The organism is Cryobacterium sp. PH31-O1, from assembly GCF_030063455.1.
Lineage (GTDB): Bacteria > Actinomycetota > Actinomycetes > Actinomycetales > Microbacteriaceae > Cryobacterium.
Genome location: NZ_JASITB010000001.1, coordinates 393,613 through 412,336, shown reverse-complemented (window position 1 = coordinate 412,336; position 18,724 = coordinate 393,613). Strand labels below are relative to the sequence as shown.

The following is an 18,724-nucleotide window of genomic DNA, read 5'->3' as shown; positions in this document are numbered from 1 at the left end:
CTGCGCATTCGTTAGCTAGACCCAGAGGAACGGGCATTTTCAGCATGGCACCAGAGGCCCATCAGAAATCACAGCACACGGTTCCCCAACTGGCCGAGCGCACTCCCACCATCACCGGCCGGGAAATCGTGGCCGAACTGGTTCCGCCTCCCCAGTTCGAACACGCATCGTTCGAGAACTACCGGCCCGATCATGACTACCCGTCCCAGGTCGCAGCCGTTGAGAAACTTCAGGAATTCGTCAACCCCCGGCCGGCCGGATTCTTCTCCCGTCGCCGCCAGGCCAAAGACGACCTGCCCGGCATCTACCTCGACGGTGGGTTCGGTGTCGGTAAGACGCACCTGCTCGCCGCTCTCTGGCATGCCGCGAGCGGTCCGAAATATTTCGGTACCTTCATTGAATACACCGCCCTGGTCGGAGCGCTCGGCTACCAGGAGACCATCAAGGAGCTGCGCAGCGCGAAGCTCATCTGCATCGATGAGTTCGAGCTCGACGATCCAGGCGACACCATGGTGATGACGCGACTGCTCGGCGAACTCGTCGCCACAGGCACCCGCGTCGCCGCCACGTCGAACACCCCGCCGAACTCGCTCGGCGAGGGACGATTCGCCGCGCAGGACTTTCTGCGCGAGATCTCCGCCATGAGCGCCAACTTTGAGACACTGCGCATCGACGGCCTGGACTACCGTCGCCGCAACGTTACCGGCCAGGCCGTGGCGGTGGACCCCGAGGCACGCGAGCATCTCGTTAACACCCTGCTCGAGCGCGGTTCGAAGGTCACCGAGGATGACTTCGGCTCGTTGATCCGTCACTTGGGTACCGTGCACCCGTCGAAATACGTGAAGGTCATTCGAGGCGTCGAGGTCATCGTCCTGCGCGGCGTCTTCCTGCTGACCGACCAGTCGGATGCCCTGCGTCTGGTGGCGTTCATCGACCGGGTGTACGACGCCGAGATTCCGATCGTCGCCAGTGGGCGCCCGCTGAACGAGGTGTTCGACGACGAGATGATGGCGGGCGGGTATCGCAAGAAGTATCAGCGGTCCCAGTCGCGCATGGTTGCCCTCACCACGGGGGAGTTGCCGCCGCACACGGACTGACCCTGAAACGTGGCGTTAACAATTCGCCAAAGCTCGTAACCGGCACGAAACACGTCGGAAGGTTTGTTGTAACAGTCACCTCAGATACTTGACTCGTATCCGGGGTGATTCACCTCGCGCTACAGCCTGCACATTCGAGATGCGTGAGGACAATATATGGATACCGGAAGCATTGCCTGGGGACTGACAGCCACCGCACTGGTCTTGTTCATGACACCGGGTGTCGCCTTCTTCTACGGCGGACTGGTCAAGGCCAAGAGCGTCATCAGCATGATGATGATGAGTTTCGGCGCACTGGGGCTCATCAGCGTCCTATGGATTCTGTACGGCTTCAACATGAGCGCCGTGGGCAGCCCCACTGAATTCGCCGGCAACCCGTTCTCCGACTTCGGTTTGGGTCAGCTCGCGATGGGTGAGACCGGCAGCATCGATCTGCTCGGCGCCACCTACGGTGCCACCTTCGCGATCATTACCGTCGCCCTGATCAGCGGCGCGGTAGCCGACCGGGCAAAATTCGGTTCCTGGATGATCTTCGCCGGTGTCTGGGCGACCCTCGTCTATTTCCCCGTCGCGGCCTGGGTCTGGGGCGGTGGCTGGATCATGGAGTTGGGCACCACACTCGGCCTCGGCGATATCGCCGTGATCGACTACGCCGGTGGAACCGCGGTTCACATCAACGCCGGTGCCGCTGCACTCGCTCTTGCCCTGGTCCTCGGCAAGCGCGTCGGGTTTCAGAAGGGCATCACCAAGCCGCACAACGTGCCGCTCGTACTCATCGGTGCCTCCATCCTCTGGTTCGGCTGGTTCGGTTTCAATGCCGGAGCTGAGTGGCTCAACGGCCTCGCCAACGTGGGCATCATCGTCGTCAACACCCTCGGCGCCACGGCAGCAGCCATCCTCGCCTGGATGCTCGTGGAGAAGTTCAAGGACGGCAAAGCCACCTCGGTCGGCGCTGCGTCTGGTGCGGTTGCCGGCCTCGTCGCCATCACCCCCGCCTGCGCCAATCTCGAGCCCGGCTGGGCGCTCCTACTCGGCGCCGTCGCCGGTGCCGTCTGCGCCATGGCTGTTGAGCTCAAGTTCAAGCTCGGTTTCGACGATTCGCTCGACGTTGTGGGCATCCACCTCGTCGGTGGCATCATCGGAACCCTGTACCTCGGCTTCTTCGCCATCGGTACCGGCCTGTTCACCGGCGGCGACCTCAGCCAGCTTCTGGTGCAGGCGATCGCAGCCTTCACGGTTCTCGCCTACTCCTTCGTCGTCGCCTATGTGCTCGGCTTCGCGATCGAGAAAACCATCGGCTTCCGCATCAAGAACGAAGACGAACTGGCCGGAATCGACACGAGCGTGCACGGCGAAGAGGGCTACGCCCTCGAACGTGTCTAGGTACTGACGCTCACCATTGCGGCGGGCTGAGGGCGGTATGGGAGGCGGGTTTACCCGCTTCCGGTGCCGCCCTCTTCGTGCGCCTGCCGGCGCTGTGCCTGCCGTTTTGTACCGGTTATCGGCCAGCCAGCGATGAGCGGATGCCCGCGGCTCAGCCGCGAACGCAGGTGCCGGAGGAGACCGGGGTTGACAAGCCGGGCGCCTGGCTGATGACCGGTGACACCTCGTCGAGCGCGAGGGCATAGCCGACGTTCTCGGTGTTGCTTGCCTTGGCGAAGATGACGCCGACCACGAGGCCGGATTCGCTCAGCAACGGTCCGCCCGACTCGCCCTGCTGCACGTCGGACGCGAGGGTGTAGACCTGACGGGGCGTCGGGTCCTGGCCGTAGATATCGGCGACGCTGACGGTGCCGAGCGCGATGACCCTGGCCGGATCGGAGACGTACGGCCCGCCGAAGGGATACCCCTCGGCGACCGCGCCACTGCCGGTAGCGAGGTTCTCACCGACGGTCAGCGGTGCCGTGTCAAGGCCGGGCACCGAAATGATGGCGAGGTCGTCAATCGGGTCAAAGTACACGATCTCCCCGGCGAGCGCAACGCCGGCCCGCGTTTCCACGACGGGCTGGCCGACACCGGCGACCACGTGCGCGTTGGTGATGACGCGGCTATCCGAAACGACGAAGCCGCTGCCGGACTGGCTCTGCCCACAGTCGTACGCCGTGCCTGTGATGCGCACGACCGACTCCGCGGCTACGGCCAAAGCCGGGCTGCTCGTGTCGGCCTGGGCAGCATCCGGTGTCGGTCCGGTGAAAGCATCGACAATGCGCGGCAGACCCTGCGTCACGGCCACGGAACGCAGCTGGGCCATGAGCGCCTTGACCGGGTCAGGAGTCAACGAATCGATGCCGGACACAACGGTGGATGAGGCGATAGCGGGGGAGAGGAACGGAATGCCGAGGGCGCCGATACTGAACGCCACCATCGACGCCACGAGGGCCGATGCCACGGCCGCAAAAGCGGCTCCGAGCACTCGATTGATCGTTCCCAGGGGGGAACGTCGCTTTCGGCGTCCGGCCATTCCGCCGGCCGAAGCGCCGAGCGAGTGGCCGATGAGCACGAGCAGAATAGCGACGGCGATGGTGCCGGGCGTACGCCACTCCGGCGCAGGAATCCAGCTGCCCACGAGAGGAACGACGAAGAAGGCGGCGATTCCGCCGATCACGGCGCCGACAATGCCGGTGAGGCTCTGCAGCAGCCCACTGCGGTAACCGTTGACGAGGGCCACCAGCAGCATCAGGATCAGCAGGAGGTCGAGAACGGTTGAGCCCGGCATCGGTCTCCTCGATTCGGTCGCGACGATTTCGTCTGCTTCATGCTTACACAGCCCGCCTCCGCGATTGCTGGGGGCACCGGCCAGAGAGCTGGCATTCCCGGGCGATCAACAGGCGCGCACCGTGCATCAGCGACTACCGTTGAACCAGAGCAGTGAAGGTTTTTTGTGAAGGGACGTGCGTGACGAACGCCGAGGCTTATCCCATTTCGGCGATCGCACCGCCTTTGGCCGGCCGGGCAGTGGCCAGCCAGCGCTGGTCGCACCTGGTCTTCCTGCATTGGCGAGTGGATGCTGCGCTGGTCGCGCCGCTATTGCCGGAAGGCCTCGTCCCCGACGACTATGACGGGTCGAGCTGGGTCGGCCTGATCCCGTTCGTGCTGGATCGCGCGACCATCCTCGGCAGCCCGCCCATTCCCTACTTCGGCAGTTTCGTCGAGGTCAACGTGCGCCTCTATGCCGTCGACGCGAAGGGCCGCCGCGGCGTCGTGTTCGTCTCGCTCGAGGCTGGTCGACTCGCCGCAGTGCTCGCCGCCCGCACCCTGTTCGCGCTGCCCTACATGTGGTCACGTACCCGGCTTCAGGTGGACTCTGGCCGGTACCGTTACACCTCGACCCGCCACCGCGATCGCAGTCTGCACACCGACATCGTCGCCCGCCCCGGGTTCGACGCTGTAATTGACGATCCATTGGCCGATTTTCTGACCGCTCGCTGGGCACTGTTCACGAGCATCCGTGGGCGCACGATTCATCTGCGTAACCACCACGAGCCGTGGCCGATCTACCGCGCCGATCTCCTGAGCCTGGACGACACGCTGCTGGCTGCCGCGGGTTTCGTCGGCCTCGCCGATCGCTCTCCCGATTCCGTGCTCTACTCGCCCGGCGTCACGACCTGGTTCGGCCGCGGCCACTAGGTCAGCGAAGGAAAATCAGTGCAGAAGGGTCAGCGCGCAAACGGGCCGTGCGCCCAAGATCAGTGCGCCCAGGATCAGTGCGCCCAGGATCAGCGCAGAGCGGCGATGGCCTCGCCGACGGGTACGTCACCGTCGGTGAACTCAATGAAGCGGCCCACGGTGTTCTCGTCGGCCAGCACGGCGGCGGCGACAAGCGCCACGTTCTCGCGTGAGGTTTCGGCGCGGGGCAGGTCGGAGCCCCCCGGAATTGAACCAACACTGATGGCGCCCGTCGCCGGGTTCAGGGTCAAGGCACTGGGTCCGAGAATGGTCCAGTTCAGGGAGGTGGCGCGCAGGTAGTTGTCGGCGGCGGCCTTGGCTTCGTAGTACGCGAACATGCCATCGTCGGGGGATGCACCGTGATCGGCGCGTGAGCCCAGGTACGACACCATCACGTAACGATAGATGCCGGCCTGTGCGGCGGCGTTCATCGAGCGGATGGCCGCATCCCGGTCCACCGCGTAGGTGCGCTCCGCGCTTCCTCCGCCGGCGCCGGCCGACCAGACCAGAGCATCCTGCCCGGCCAGTGCAGTCGCGAGCTCGTCTGTGGACAGGTTCTCAATATCGGCCAGCACTGGCGTCGCACCGGTCGCCGCGACGTCGTCGGCGTGTGCCGGGTTACGAATCAACGAACTCACTTTGTGGCCGTCAGCCGTGAGCAAACGAGCCAGGTGGAGGGCAACTTTTCCGTGCCCGCCGATGATCGCAATATTTGTCATGTGTTCAACCCTGCCACGACTAGCCGCTTGTGGCACTCAGCCTTGGCCGAAAAGCAGCCGCGCACTCAGCGCCACACAGATCAGTTGCACCGTGAGAAAGACCCCCACCCAGATAATGCCGGGAATGTGCGTCAGCCGGGCCAGTTGATCCGCGTCCGACGAGGAGCCGGCCCGCCGTGCGCGGGATTGCTGCAGCTCGAGGGAGGTGCGGAGCGCGCCGAACAGCAGGAACGCCGTCACGAGCAGAGCGAACACCCCGTGCACCTCTGCCGACCCGAACCAGGAGACACCGAACACCACGGCGGCGGTCACGGCCACCGACCAGAGTCCGAACCAGTTGCGAATCTGCACGAGCAGCAGGGCCAGCGCGGCGAGGAGGGCCCAGAGCAGGCCAACGTCGTACCCCCGGCTGAGGAGCCAGGCTGCACCGAGACCCAGAAACCCGGCGGCCGGGTAGCCGGCGAGCAGGGTGAAAACCATGCCCGCGCCGGTTGGGCGCCCGCGGCTCACGGTCAGACCGGACGTATCCGAATGCAAGCGGATGCCGCCGAGCCGACGCCCGCAGAACACCGCGACGACCCCGTGGCCGCCTTCGTGCACGATTGTGATGGCGTGGCGGGCCAGGCGCCAGGCCGGCGGAAAGAGCACGATCAGGGCGGCTCCGGCAACGGTCAGCCAGGCTATCAGCGGCGTCAGCGCGGCATGCGGTGTCGTCATGCGTTGCCAGATATCGAGAAGCACGTCCATGTATCTCAGACTAGGTTGCGCCGATGCGACTCTCCTTCGGCACAGAGCCGGCGTGGGCACTAAAAAGCCCCGATTTCTCGGGGCTTTTTTGTGTTTGTGGTGGGCGATGCGGGACTTGAACCCACGACCTCTTCCGTGTGAAGGAAGCGCGCTACCAGCTGCGCCAATCGCCCAAACTCTTCTCGCGCACAGCACTCCGGGGTTTGCCGTGCGACTTTTGATACTAGCCCAGACTGGCGCGTCGCCGCACATCGGCGCCGCGCCCGGTGTGGCGTCTGCGGCGCAGCGACCCCGATACGGGCTGCCGAGCATCCCCGCAGGCAAACGGTGCAACACGCCGTGAACGGCTGGGTTTGGTTTCCGTCTTGCTATTCGGCTAGAGTCTCCAAGTACGCAGAAATGCGAACAGTTGCGGATGTGGCGCAGTGGTAGCGCATCACCTTGCCAAGGTGAGGGTCGCGAGTTCGAATCTCGTCATCCGCTCGAATGAACTGGAATCGGTCGAAAGGCCGGTTCCAATTCGTTTGGTATGAACCCGTCTGGTACGAACCCATACGGTGGGTTGGCCGAGAGGCGAGGCAGCGGCCTGCAAAGCCGTTAACACGGGTTCGAATCCCGTACCCACCTCCATTCTTTGTGCTGGTTCTTAGAATATGCAGTTCCCAGAAACTTGGGCGATTGGCGCAGCGGTAGCGCGCTTCCCTGACACGGAAGAGGTCACTGGTTCGATCCCAGTATCGCCCACAGTAAAAACCCCGGTAAAGCGGGGTTTTTTTGTGCCCGAAAGGCCGTGACGCGGTGTGCCCTTTGCTGCTGCCGACGAGCGCGCTCCTGCACGCCGCTAAAGTTGACGGGTAGGCAAACAACAGGGAGTTATACACGTGGCTGACGGCTTTGCGCTTTTCACCGATCGATCCGTTGTCGCAATGCGCGTCAACGGGGAGTTGAAAGATCTGGCGGCCACCGTGTTGCCAACGGATGCCGTCGAACCGGTCAGCATAAATTCTCCCGACGGCCTCAATATTCTGCGCCACTCGGCCACCCACGTGCTCGCTCAGGCGGTGCAGACCGTGAACCCGGCCGCCCGCCTCGGCATCGGCCCATTTGTCACCGACGGCTTCTACTACGACTTCGACGTCGCCGAGCCGTTCACGCCGGACGACATCAAATCGCTGGAAAAGGCGATGGACCGCATCATCCGTCAGGGCCAGCGTTTCGTGCGGCGCGTGGTCACCCACGACGAGGCCCGCGCCGAACTGGCCGCGGAACCCTACAAGCTCGAGCTGATCGGCATCAAGGGCGGGCCCGGCGAGGGCGGCGATGCCGCCGCCAACAACAGCCCGACCGCCGACGAAGAATCGGTCGAGGTCGGCGGCGCCGAGCTCACCATCTACGACAACGTCGACCCGAAGACGGGCCAGACGGTCTGGAAAGACCTCTGCCGCGGCCCGCACCTGCCCAACACCCGCATGATCGGCAACGGATATTCGCTCACCCGCCTGGCCGCCGCCTACTGGCGCGGTTCGGAGAAGAACCCGCAGCTGCAGCGCATCTACGGCACCGCGTGGCCCACCAAAGACGAGCTGCGCGGGTACCAGACTCGCCAGGAAGAGGCTGCCAAACGCGACCACCGCAAGCTCGGCGCCGAGCTGGACCTATTCAGCTTTCCCGAGGAGATCGGTTCGGGCCTGGCCGTCTTCCACCCCAAGGGCGGCATCATCCGGCAGGAGATGGAGAACTACTCTCGCAAACGCCACACCGAAGCCGGCTACGACTTTGTGTACTCCCCGCACATCACCAAGTCGACCCTGTTCGAAACCTCCGGCCACCTCGACTGGTACCGCGAGGGCATGTTCCCCCCGATGCACCTCGACGAGGAACGCGACGAGACCGGCCACGTCACGCGCCAGGGCGTCGACTATTATCTCAAGCCCATGAACTGCCCGTTCCACAACCTCATCTTCAAATCGAGCGGCCGCAGCTACCGTGAGCTGCCGATGCGCCTGTTCGAATTCGGGTCGGTCTATCGCTATGAGAAGTCCGGCGTGCTCAACGGGCTCACCCGCGTACGCGGCATGACCCAGGACGACGCCCACATCTACACGACCAAGGAAGGCATGAAAGAGGAGCTCACGAGCACCCTCAACTTCGTGCTGGCGCTCCTCGCCGATTACGGCCTCGAGGACTACTACCTCGAACTGTCCACCAAAGACCCGAAGAAGTTCGTCGGCAGTGACGACGCCTGGGAGGAAGCCACCCAGACGCTGCGGGAGGTCGCCGAGGCATCCGGTCTCGATCTGGTCGCCGACCCGGGCGGGGCAGCCTTCTACGGCCCCAAGATCTCGGTGCAGGCCCGCGACGCCATCGGTCGCACCTGGCAGATGTCGACCATTCAGCTCGACTTCAACCTGCCCGAACGGTTCGACCTGGAGTACACCGCGAACGATGGCAGTCGCCAGCGCCCCGTCATGATCCACCGTGCCCTGTTCGGCTCGATCGAGCGGTTCTTCGCCGTGCTCACCGAGCACTATGCCGGGGCCTTCCCGGTGTGGTTGGCGCCGGTTCAGGTCGTCGGCATCCCGGTATCTGAGCAGTACGGCCCCTATCTCGACGACGTGATCGCAACCTTGAAGAAGGCCGGCGTACGCGCAGAGGTCGACCATTCCGACGATCGCATGCAAAAAAAGATCCGCACCCACACCAAGGCCAAGGTGCCGTACCAGCTCATCGTGGGCGAGGACGACCAGGCCAACGGTGCGGTGAGCTTTCGCTACCGCGACGGCACGCAGCAGAACGGCGTGCCGGTTGCCGAGGCCGTGCGCATGATCGTGGAGTCTATCGAGAACCGCGCCCAGGTCGTGACCTCCCCGGTCGCCCCGATAATTCCCGTCGCGGCCGACGTGCAGGCTTAGCGTGGGCAAAATTCCTTCCGATCGGCTGCGGGGTTCCGATTCGGCAGACGCCGGCGAGACGTCGGCCGAATTCGCGGCCGTTCCGGATGCCTTCCAACGGCTCTGGACGCCGCATCGGATGGTCTACATCCAGGATGGACAGCAGCCGCATCCCGACGACTGTCCCTTCTGCATCGCGCCGGGGCTGGACGATGAGAAGGCGCTGATTGTGGCGCGTGGTACCCATGCCTACGTGCTGCTCAACCTGTTCCCCTACAACAGCGGTCACCTGCTGGTCTGCCCGTATCGGCACGTCGCCACCTATGACCAGGCCACTCCAGAGGAGGTCGCCGAGATCGGTGAACTCACCCAGATTGCCATGCGGGTGCTCACTCAGGTATCGAATTGTGACGGATTCAACATCGGCATGAACCAGGGGCGTATCGCCGGGGCCGGCATCGCCGAGCACCTGCACCAGCACATCGTGCCGCGGTGGGCTCTGGACTCCAACTTCTTTCCCATCATCGCCGGCACTAAAGCCATTCCTCGTCTGCTCGGCGACGTGCGCCGTGAAATTGCCGACGGCTGGCCAGCCACGACCACCCGCTAGCTCGTGTCCCACGGCCGGATGCCTGCTGGTATGCCTCCGCCCGTTCCCGCTCTGCCCACACCAGCCCCGACCAGACCACCACCGTGTAAGGAATAGGATCGTAGTTATGACTGAATCAAACTCCGCAGAGCAGTTCGGCTCGAGCCGCGTCAAGCGTGGACTCGCCGAAATGCTCAAGGGCGGCGTCATCATGGACGTCGTCACCGCTGCCCAGGCTCGAATTGCTGAAGACGCCGGCGCTGTCGCCGTCATGGCACTCGAACGCGTTCCCGCCGACATCCGCTCGCAGGGTGGCGTGGCCCGCATGAGCGACCCCGACCTGATCGACAGCATCATCGCCGAGGTTAACATTCCGGTCATGGCGAAGGCCCGCATCGGCCACTTCGTCGAAGCGCAGATTCTCGAGGTACTCGGCGTCGACTACATCGACGAGTCCGAAGTGCTCAGCCCGGCCGACTACAAGAACCACATCGACAAGTGGAACTTCACCATTCCCTTCGTCTGTGGCGCCACCAACCTCGGTGAGGCGCTTCGCCGCATCAACGAGGGCGCGGCCATGATCCGATCCAAGGGCGAGGCCGGCACCGGAGACGTCTCGGAAGCCACCAAGCACATCCGCACCATCAACGGCGAGATCAAGCGCCTCACCTCAATGAGCCGTGACGAACTGTACGTCGCTGCCAAGGAGCTGCAGGCCCCGTACGAGCTCGTAGCCGAGATCGCCTCGACCGGTAAGCTGCCCGTCGTGCTGTTCACCGCTGGAGGCGTGGCCACCCCGGCCGACGCTGCCATGATGATGCAGCTCGGTGCTGATGGCGTGTTCGTCGGCTCCGGAATCTTCAAGTCGGGCAACCCAGAGCAGCGCGCAGCAGCCATCGTCAAGGCCGTCACGTTCTACGACGACGCCAAGGTCATCGCAGAAGTCTCGCGCGGCCTCGGCGAGGCCATGGTCGGCATCAACGTGTCCGACATTCCCGCGCCGCACCTCCTCTCCACCCGCGGCTGGTAGCGCATCCGTTCGTGACGATCCTCTCCGTGGGTACCCGACCGACAGAAACCGTTGTACCGGCAGGACTGCGGGTCGGGGTGCTCGCGCTGCAGGGGGATTTTCGTGAGCACGCGCTGGTTTTGCGTGAGCTCGGAGCGATCGTCGATCTGGTGCGCCGTCCGGAAGAACTCGACCGAATCGATGGTCTGGTCATTCCGGGCGGCGAATCGAGCGTCATGGACAAACTCGCGCGCACGTTCGGCCTCGCGGAGCCGCTCCAGACGGCCATCCGCGGCGGGTTGCCGGTGTACGGCACCTGCGCCGGCCTGATCATGCTCGCCGACACGATTCTCGACGGCATGAACGGGCAGCAGAGTCTCGGCGGACTCGACATCAAAGTGCGGCGCAACGCGTTCGGCTCCCAGACGGCCTCCTTTGAGACCGACCTCGACATTCCGGTGCTCGGTGACCTGCCGGTACACGCGGTGTTCATCCGGGCTCCGGTCGTCGAGACCGTCGGCCCGCGAGCGAGGGCTCTGGCCACCCTCGACGACGGGCGATGCGTCGCCGTGGAGCAAGGCAACCTGCTCGGAACCTCCTTTCACCCGGAAATCACCGGAGAATACCGTTTTCACCAGTATTTCCTGCAGAAACTGGTCGCCGCCGCGCGGTGAGGAGACACTCATTTGTGCCGGGCGCGCGAGTGTGGCTAGGGTTCAGACATGACTCAGACAACCGGTGGTCAACGATGACCCGTTATGTAGCACTGCTCCGTGGCATCAATGTCAACGGCATTACGATTGCCATGGCCGATCTTGCCGACGTTTTCTATGGACTCGGCTACACCGACGTTAAAACGGTTCTGGCGAGTGGAAATGTGCTCTTCAGTATCGACAGTCCGCTCGTCGACAAGGCGGATGCCGCCGCACTCAAGGTGCGCATCGAAGCGGCCCTGACCGCGCGGTTCGAGTATGAAGCGTGGATCGTGCTCGTCGACGCCGAATCCCTCGACCGAATCGTGCGCGCCTACCCGTTCACTGCCGACCACGACGGTTGGCATTCCTATGTCATGTTCTCCTCTGACCCTGGCCACCTCAGCGAACTTGCCGGGCACGCCAAGGAGCTCGAGCCGTCCGACGAACGAATCGAACTTGGTCACGGTGTGCTGTATTGGGAGGTGCGCAAGGCCGTTGGCATCAAGAGTGCCTTCAGCAAGAAAAGCGCCAAGCTCAAGTACCGCGACACGACCACCACCCGTAACCTGAACACACTGCACAAGCTGCTCGAAGTCACTCCGGGATAGACTGGCTCGGCACCGCGCGTGCACCCACTTCGCAGCGATCACAAAGAACTTGATCGTACACAGCTTGATCGAGCACAACAACGGGAGATGTATGTCCGGGCATTCCAAATGGGCCACCACCAAGCACCAGAAGGCGGTCACCGATTCCAGGCGGGCCAAGGCGTTCGCCAAGCTCATCAAGAACATCGAGGTCGCGGCCCGACTGGGCGGCGCAGACCTCTCGGGCAACCCCACCCTGGTCGACGCCATTCAGAAGGCCAAGAAGACCTCGGTGCCCAACGACAACATCGACCGCGCCGTCAAGCGCGGTGCCGGGCTATCGGGTGAGCAGGTCGACTACACGACCATCATGTACGAGGGCTACGCCACCCACGGCGTAGCGATCATGATCGAGTGTCTCACCGACAATAAGAACCGCGCTGCGGCCGAAGTTCGAACCACGATGGCCCGCAACGGCGGAGCCATGGCCGACCCGGGAAGTGTCGCCTACAATTTTCACCGTAAGGGCGTTGTGGTGGTCAAGCACCTGCCGACGATCACCGAGGACGACATCATGCTCGCCGTTCTCGATGCCGGTGCCGAAGAGGTCATCGATGAGGGCGAAACCTTCGAGATCCACTCCAACGTGAGCGATCTCGTCGCCACCCGCACCGCGCTGCAGGCCGCCGGCATCGACTATGAGTCAGCGGATATCGCCTTCATTCCTTCGCTCAAGATTGAGGTCGACGCCGAAACCGCCCGTAAGGTGTTCCACCTGATCGACGCGATGGAAGACCTCGACGACGTGCAAAACGTGTATTCCAACTACGACCTGTCGGCCGACGTGCAGGCCACCCTCGCGAGCGAGTCAGAGTAGTTCGATGGCGGTCCGGGTTCTCGGCATCGACCCGGGCCTCACGCGCTGCGGTGTCGGCGTCGTCGACGTCGACGGCAATCGGTCGGCCCGCCTCGTGGACGTGACCGTGCTGCGCAGCGCGCCCGATCTGCCCCTTGAGCAGCGGTTGCTGCTGTTGTCCCAGGGGCTGGAAGAAATGCTCGACCGCCACCGGCCGCAGTTCATCGCCATTGAGCGGGTCTTCGCCCAGCACAACGTGCGCACCGTCATGGGTACCGCTCAGATCAGCGGGGTCGCCCTTCTGCTGGCCGCGCAGCGCGGTCTGCCGGTGACGCTGCACACGCCGAGCGAGGTCAAAGCCGCGATCACCGGTTATGGTGCCGCCGACAAGAAGCAGGTCGGCACCATGGTCGCCCGCATCCTCGGGCTGACCGAGATCCCCAAACCGGCCGACGCAGCGGATGCCCTCGCCCTCGCCATCTGCCACGCCTGGCGAACCGGAGCATCCGGTGGCACCCTGCCGACCGTTGCCTCGGTGAAAGCTGCCGCGGTCCCGACCGGCGCCCTCACCCCGGCCCAGAAGGCGTGGCGCGCCGCTGAACGCGGGTCGGCGCCAGGGGTGTCTGTACCGGCACTGTCGGTGGTGCCCCGTAGTCTTAAGCGGTGATCTCTTCCGTACGTGGCCTTGTCCTCTCAGCCCTCGGCTTAACCGCCAGCTCAGCAACGGTGGTAATCGAAGTCGGGGGAGTCGGCCTGGCCGTGCAGGTGACTCCGGCCACAGCACTGGGTGTGCGCGTCAACGACGAAGCCCGGCTGATGACCACGCTCATCGTGCGCGAAGATTCGCTCACCCTCTATGGCTTTCCCACCGCTGATGAACTCACGGTCTTCGAACTGCTCGTCGGAGTCACCGGCGTTGGCCCCAAGTCGGCCCTGGGCGTGCTCGCCGTGCTCACCCCGAACCAGATCGCCCAGGCCGTAGCCGGCGACGACGACGGCGCGTTCCGCAAGGTCAGCGGCATCGGGCCGAAGACCGCGAAACTCATCGTGCTCTCCCTCGCCGGCAAACTCGCCGTGACGACTGCCAGCGCCCCGAGCCGCCAGCCGGGGGCCACCTCCGTCGCCGCGAGCGTGCAGGCGGCACTGATCGGCCTTGGCTGGTCCGAACGCGTAGCGGCCGAGGTCGTCGACGAAACCCTCACCGAATTGGCGGATGTAGCCGGCCCCGATTCCGCGCCGCCGGCGGTCGCCGCCGTGCTCAGACTAGCCCTCGGTCGCCTCGGCCCGGCCGCGCACCATGCACCGGGTTCGGCGGCCGCAGCTGCGACCGGCAAGGACCTCTCATGAACCCCGACCCCGCCGCCGACTACCCTGCCGCGGAGCATCCCGCCGTTGAACTCAGCAACCCCTCGTTGGAGAGCGAATCCGAGCTGGCCTTCGAGGGCGCGCTGCGCCCGGCGAGCCTGGCCGAATTCGTCGGCCAGAAGAAGGTGCGCGGGCAGTTGCAGCTGCTGCTAACCGCAGCGACCATGCAGAATCGTACCCCAGACCACATCCTTCTGGCCGGCCCACCCGGCCTCGGCAAGACCACCCTGGCCATGATCGTCGCCTACGAGGGCAACCGCCCGCTGCGCATGTCGAGCGGCCCGGCCATTCAACACGCCGGCGATCTCGCAGCCGTGCTGTCATCGTTGGTGCCCGGCGAAGTGCTGTTCATCGACGAAATCCATCGCATGGCCCGCTCGGCCGAAGAAATGCTCTACCTCGCCATGGAAGACTTTCGCATTGACATTATGGTCGGCAAGGGCGCCGGTGCAACATCGGTACCGCTCGATCTGGCGCCGTTCACCCTGGTCGGTGCCACGACGCGGTCCGGTTTGCTACCCAACCCCCTGCGCGACCGTTTTGGTTTCACAGCGCACCTGGAATTTTATGCCGAAAGCGAACTCGAGCAGGTTCTTGGCCGGGCCGCGCAGCTGATCGGCCTGCCGATCAAAGCGGATGCCCTCGCCGAAATCGCCGGACGCTGCCGCGGCACACCGCGAATCGCGAACCGCCTGCTGCGTCGGGTGCGGGACTACGCCCTCGTGCACGGGGGAGCGGCCGACATCGCGGCCGTGCACGCGGCCCTTGAGTTGTATGACGTCGATGCGATCGGTCTTGATCGACTCGACCGTGAGGTCATGAAGATCATCCTGACGCGCTTTGGGGGTGGGCCCGTCGGCCTGAACACGCTCGCCGTCTCGGTGGGTGAGGAGTCCGAAACGGTGGAGGCGGTCGTGGAGCCGTTCCTGGTACGGATAGGCTTCCTCACGCGTACCCCGCGAGGGCGCGTTGCCACCAGCGCAGCGTGGCAACACTTTGGTCTGGCTGCTCCACCGGGCTTGACTGCACCGGGCAGTGCCACCCTTCTTGACCTATAATTCAATTTGGCCCCCTTGTCTATACCCAAAAAATCCCGGGCGACTGCTCGTGACATATCTGGGTCCAGACTCACAATCTTCGGCCACTCGTGCCGCAATCGAAAGGTTTCACCGCTCTATGGATAATCTGACTCTCGTCATGCTGGCCGTTTTGGCTGTTCTCGTCTTCTTCATGTTCCGCAACGGACGCAAGCGCAAGAAAGACCAGGAGGCACTGCAGTCCACCATGGTTCCCGGCGCCGACGTCATGACCAACTTCGGCATGTACGGTACGATCCGTGCCATCGATGAAGAGGCCAACAAGGTCGAACTGCAAATCGCCCCCGGCGTCATCGTTGAAATTCACCGCCAGACCATCGCTCGCGTGGTCGAGCCGGTCGTTTCCGAGGATCTCGAAGACACCAGTGTCGACAGCATCGACTCGCTCACTGAGCCGGAATTCGGACAGCGAGTCGTCGACACCGACACTGACACTACCGAGCAGCCCAAAAAGGGTGACGCGTAGCTCCTGCTTTTTAGGTCATACTCGCTTGGCACGACATACGTACTGCATCACGCGGCGCGCCCACGCATTCTGGCGTGGGCGCCAACAGAAAGCTGAGTTCATAGGTGGCTAAGTCGTCGTCTCCGGCCAAAAAGGCCTGGCGTTCCCTGACCTGGTTGGGCGTACTCATCGTCGGCCTGATCGCCCTCAACGCTTTCGGCGTGTTCACCCAGAACGGATCGTGGACGCCCAAGCTGGCGCTCGACCTTGAGGGTGGAACGCAGATCATCCTCGCACCGCAGATCGAGAGCGGGCAAACGGTCACGTCGGACCAGCTGAGCGAGGCCGTGGGCATCATCCGCCAGCGCGTCGACTCTTCCGGCGTCTCAGAGTCGGAGATCAATACCCAGGGCGGGCAGAACATCGTGGTATCGATCCCCGGTACCCCCGACGACGCCACCCTGGAACGCATCAAGTCGTCGGCCAAACTTGAATTTCGGGCCGTGCTCGTCGCTGGCCAGCCGTCCGGCCAGACCGTCGGCGCTGACGGTACAGCGACGCCGGCACCGGAGGCGACCGTCGATCCGACACTGTCGACCACACCCGCGGTTGAGCCGACCGACGCGAGCGACCTCAACTACGTCACTCCCGCACTCCAGGCGGAGTACGACGCCTTCGACTGCAGCAAAATCAACGCGACCAACGTGGCACCGGCGAATGCTCCCCTCATTACCTGCGAGTCCGACGACTCGGTCAAGTACATCCTCGGTCCGGTCGAGGTAGATGGTTCAACGATCGCGGACGCGACCAACGGCCAGCGCACCACGCAGAGCGGTGCGACCACCGGCGAGTGGGCTGTGAACATCGTCTTCAACAACGATGGAACCTCGAAGTTCGCCGATGTCACCCAGCGTCTGTTCAACCTCACCGGTGTGCAGAACCAGTTTGCGATCGTGCTCGACGGGCACGTGATCTCGGCCCCGGCCACGCAGGCTGCAATCCTCGACGGCAAGCCGCAGATCACCGGCTCGTTCGACCAGGAGACGTCCAAGGCCCTCGCCGACCAGCTCAAATTCGGTGCCCTCCCGATCAGCTTCACGGTGCAGAGCCAGGACACCATTTCGGCGACGCTCGGCTCGACGCAGCTGCTCAACGGCCTCATCGCCGGTCTGATCGGTTTGATCCTCGTGGTCATGTATTCGCTCGCACAGTACCGACTGCTCGGACTGGTCACCGTCGCCTCCCTCGGAGTCGCAGCGGTGATCACCTACCTGCTCATCACCATCCTGTCCTGGCGCGAGGGGTATCGGCTGTCGCTGGCCGGTGTCGCCGGTCTGATCGTGGCCATCGGTATCACCGCCGACTCGTTCATCGTCTACTTCGAACGTGTGCGCGACGAATTGCGTGATGGTCGCGGGCTGGAATCGTCGGTCGAAGCCGGTTGGAAGCGCGCTTTCCGCACCATTGTCGCCTCCGACGTCGTCAACTTCCTCGCCGCCGCCGTACTGTTCGTGCTCGCGGTTGGCAATGTGCGTGGCTTCGCCCTTACCCTCGGTCTCACCACGATCGTCGACCTTCTCGTGGTCAGCCTGTTCACGCACCCGATGCTGCAGCTGATCGCCAAGACGAAATTCTTCAACGAGGGCCACAAACTCAGCGGACTCGACCCGCGCGCCCTCGGCGCTGTGTACCGCGGACGGGCTCGGTTCGAGCCCTCGGCGTCGATATCGCCGACCAAAGTCTCTTCCTCGAGCAAGGAGGCCACCAAGCGACAGACGATCGCCGAGCGTAAGGCGTCTGAGCTCGTGGGCACCAAGCTTGCGGGTACCAGTACTGATCGATCGACGGACGGGAAGGATTCCTGATGGCCAGCTTCTCGAAATTTGGAAATGATCTCTACACGGGCGCTCGTTCGCTCAATATCGTCGGGCGTCGCAAACTCTGGTATCTGATCGCCGCCGGTATGATCCTCATCGCCCTGGTCGGCCCGTTCCTGCTGCGCGGCGGGTTCGTCTTCGGTATCGAGTTCACCGGCGGAAGCCAGTTCGTCGTCTCGCAGACGACGAGCCAGTCCGAGAGCATCGCAACGGATGCCGTGGCGAGCGTCGTTCCCGATGCCGTTCCGAAGATCTCCACCGTCGGCTCCGATGGTGTGCGCGTGCAGACCGACCAGCTGTCCGAAACGGAGACGACAGGAGTGCGCGACGCACTCGCTGCCGCCTTCGACGTGCCGGTCGCTGAAGTGGCCACCTCGTTCATCGGAGCCACCTGGGGTCAGGACATCACCGGGCAGGCTCTGCGCGCTCTCGTCGTGTTCCTCGTACTCGCCGGCATCATCATGGCGATCTACTTTCGCACCTGGAAGATGTCGGTGGCAGCCATGGTCGCGCTGCTGCACGACCTCGTCATCACCGCCGGATTCTACGGAATCACCGGTTTCGAAATCACACCGGCCGCGGTGATCGGTTTTCTGACGATTCTTGGCTACTCGCTCTACGACACGGTCGTGGTCTTCGACAAGATTCGTGAGAATACCAACTTCGACGGTTCAGGCTCGAGCCGAACCTTCTCCGAATCGGTCAACCTCGCCGTCAATCAGACGCTCGTGCGTTCCATTAACACGTCCGTAGTGGCGGCTTTGCCAGTGGCATCCATTCTGTTTATCGGTGCGTTCGTGCTGGGGGCCGGTACCCTGCGCGACATCTCGCTTGCCCTGCTTATCGGAATTTTGGTTGGGACCTACTCGACCATCTTCATTGCCTCGCCGCTGTACGCCCAGCTGCGAAACGGTGAGGATGCCATCCGCAAGCATGACAAGAAAGCCCTGGCGGCCCGTGCGAAAGCGTCGGCTCCGGCCGCCGAGAGCGTCACGGCGTAGCTCCAGCAATCCGTGGAACGGAACGGTCGGTCCGTGCGGGCCGGCCGTTTCTGCGTGTGACCGGCGCGTGATCGCTTGCGGCG

Annotated in this window: 18 protein-coding genes and 4 tRNA genes; 18 read left to right on the top strand and 4 right to left on the bottom strand. The window is 63.9% G+C overall.

Going from position 1 to position 18,724, the window contains the following annotated elements:
- The first annotated feature begins 44 nt into the window (after window positions 1–44).
- Together zapE and QMK31_RS01935 are read left to right on the top strand one after the other, a co-directional pair.
- Window positions 45–1,097 carry a cell division protein ZapE gene (zapE, locus tag QMK31_RS01940; protein WP_283499255.1) on the top strand — a complete coding sequence of 351 codons (1,053 nt, stop codon included), beginning with the start codon at window positions 45–47 and terminating at the stop codon, window positions 1,095–1,097.
- A 156-nt stretch (window positions 1,098–1,253) separates the two neighbouring features.
- Complete coding sequence (locus QMK31_RS01935) at window positions 1,254–2,480, top strand: ammonium transporter (RefSeq protein WP_283499254.1); 1,227 nt, start codon at window positions 1,254–1,256, stop codon at window positions 2,478–2,480.
- Window positions 2,481–2,631: 151 nt separating this feature from the next.
- On the opposite strand, the gene QMK31_RS01930 is transcribed toward QMK31_RS01935, so the two are convergent.
- A complete protein-coding gene (locus QMK31_RS01930) occupies window positions 2,632–3,813 on the bottom strand; it encodes a MarP family serine protease (RefSeq protein ID WP_283499253.1) in 1,182 nt (393 codons plus the stop codon).
- A gap of 179 nt (window positions 3,814–3,992) precedes the next feature.
- Between QMK31_RS01930 and QMK31_RS01925 the strand changes: the two genes are divergently transcribed.
- Window positions 3,993–4,724, top strand: coding sequence for a YqjF family protein (locus QMK31_RS01925; RefSeq protein WP_283499252.1), 732 nt, complete (start codon window positions 3,993–3,995; stop codon window positions 4,722–4,724).
- A gap of 89 nt (window positions 4,725–4,813) precedes the next feature.
- Here QMK31_RS01925 and QMK31_RS01920 read toward each other — a convergent pair whose 3' ends face one another.
- The 3 genes from QMK31_RS01920 to QMK31_RS01910 form a co-directional block, all read right to left on the bottom strand.
- Complete coding sequence (locus QMK31_RS01920; protein WP_283499251.1) at window positions 4,814–5,482, bottom strand: SDR family oxidoreductase; 669 nt, start codon at window positions 5,480–5,482, stop codon at window positions 4,814–4,816.
- Between the two features lie 36 nt (window positions 5,483–5,518).
- A complete protein-coding gene (locus QMK31_RS01915; RefSeq protein WP_283499250.1) occupies window positions 5,519–6,229 on the bottom strand; it encodes a M50 family metallopeptidase in 711 nt (236 codons plus the stop codon).
- A 97-nt stretch (window positions 6,230–6,326) separates the two neighbouring features.
- A tRNA-Val gene (locus QMK31_RS01910) sits at window positions 6,327–6,402 on the bottom strand.
- Between the two features lie 238 nt (window positions 6,403–6,640).
- On the opposite strand from QMK31_RS01910, the gene QMK31_RS01905 reads away from it, so the two are divergent.
- The 15 genes from QMK31_RS01905 to secF all read left to right on the top strand — a co-directional run bounded on the left by QMK31_RS01905 (window position 6,641) and on the right by secF (window position 18,641).
- Window positions 6,641–6,712, top strand: a tRNA-Gly gene (locus QMK31_RS01905).
- A gap of 73 nt (window positions 6,713–6,785) precedes the next feature.
- Window positions 6,786–6,859 (top strand) — tRNA-Cys (locus tag QMK31_RS01900).
- Window positions 6,860–6,901: 42 nt separating this feature from the next.
- A tRNA-Val gene (locus QMK31_RS01895) sits at window positions 6,902–6,973 on the top strand.
- 182 nt (window positions 6,974–7,155) lie between these two features.
- Window positions 7,156–9,141 carry a threonine--tRNA ligase gene (gene thrS / locus QMK31_RS01890; RefSeq protein WP_283499798.1) on the top strand — a complete coding sequence of 662 codons (1,986 nt, stop codon included), beginning with the start codon at window positions 7,156–7,158 and terminating at the stop codon, window positions 9,139–9,141.
- Between the two features lie 25 nt (window positions 9,142–9,166).
- Entirely contained in the window at window positions 9,167–9,730 is a 564-nt protein-coding gene (locus QMK31_RS01885) for an HIT family protein (protein ID WP_283499797.1), read from the top strand.
- A gap of 106 nt (window positions 9,731–9,836) precedes the next feature.
- Window positions 9,837–10,739, top strand: a complete 903-nt coding sequence (gene pdxS / locus QMK31_RS01880; protein ID WP_092107697.1) for a pyridoxal 5'-phosphate synthase lyase subunit PdxS — start codon at window positions 9,837–9,839, stop codon at window positions 10,737–10,739.
- 17 nt (window positions 10,740–10,756) lie between these two features.
- Complete coding sequence (pdxT, locus tag QMK31_RS01875) at window positions 10,757–11,392, top strand: pyridoxal 5'-phosphate synthase glutaminase subunit PdxT (protein WP_283499796.1); 636 nt, start codon at window positions 10,757–10,759, stop codon at window positions 11,390–11,392.
- A 74-nt stretch (window positions 11,393–11,466) separates the two neighbouring features.
- The gene (locus QMK31_RS01870; RefSeq protein ID WP_283499249.1) at window positions 11,467–12,021 is read left to right on the top strand and encodes a DUF1697 domain-containing protein; all 555 of its coding nucleotides are present in this window, start codon (window positions 11,467–11,469) and stop codon (window positions 12,019–12,021) included.
- A 91-nt stretch (window positions 12,022–12,112) separates the two neighbouring features.
- A complete protein-coding gene (locus QMK31_RS01865) occupies window positions 12,113–12,877 on the top strand; it encodes a YebC/PmpR family DNA-binding transcriptional regulator (RefSeq protein ID WP_283499248.1) in 765 nt (254 codons plus the stop codon).
- Window positions 12,878–12,881: 4 nt separating this feature from the next.
- The gene (ruvC, locus tag QMK31_RS01860; protein WP_283499247.1) at window positions 12,882–13,523 is read left to right on the top strand and encodes a crossover junction endodeoxyribonuclease RuvC; all 642 of its coding nucleotides are present in this window, start codon (window positions 12,882–12,884) and stop codon (window positions 13,521–13,523) included.
- Complete coding sequence (ruvA, locus tag QMK31_RS01855; protein ID WP_283499246.1) at window positions 13,520–14,203, top strand: Holliday junction branch migration protein RuvA; 684 nt, start codon at window positions 13,520–13,522, stop codon at window positions 14,201–14,203. Before ruvC ends, ruvA begins: the two co-directional genes overlap by 4 nt.
- Entirely contained in the window at window positions 14,200–15,279 is a 1,080-nt protein-coding gene (ruvB, locus tag QMK31_RS01850) for a Holliday junction branch migration DNA helicase RuvB (protein WP_283499245.1), read from the top strand. Before ruvA ends, ruvB begins: the two co-directional genes overlap by 4 nt.
- 118 nt (window positions 15,280–15,397) lie before the next feature.
- Window positions 15,398–15,784 (top strand): preprotein translocase subunit YajC, encoded by a 387-nt coding sequence (gene yajC, locus QMK31_RS01845; RefSeq protein WP_283499244.1) that lies wholly within the window; start codon window positions 15,398–15,400, stop codon window positions 15,782–15,784.
- A 104-nt stretch (window positions 15,785–15,888) separates the two neighbouring features.
- Window positions 15,889–17,628, top strand: a complete 1,740-nt coding sequence (gene secD / locus QMK31_RS01840; RefSeq protein ID WP_283499243.1) for a protein translocase subunit SecD — start codon at window positions 15,889–15,891, stop codon at window positions 17,626–17,628.
- Window positions 17,628–18,641, top strand: a complete 1,014-nt coding sequence (gene secF / locus QMK31_RS01835; RefSeq protein ID WP_283499242.1) for a protein translocase subunit SecF — start codon at window positions 17,628–17,630, stop codon at window positions 18,639–18,641. Before secD ends, secF begins: the two co-directional genes overlap by 1 nt.
- Window positions 18,642–18,724 lie beyond the last annotated feature (83 nt).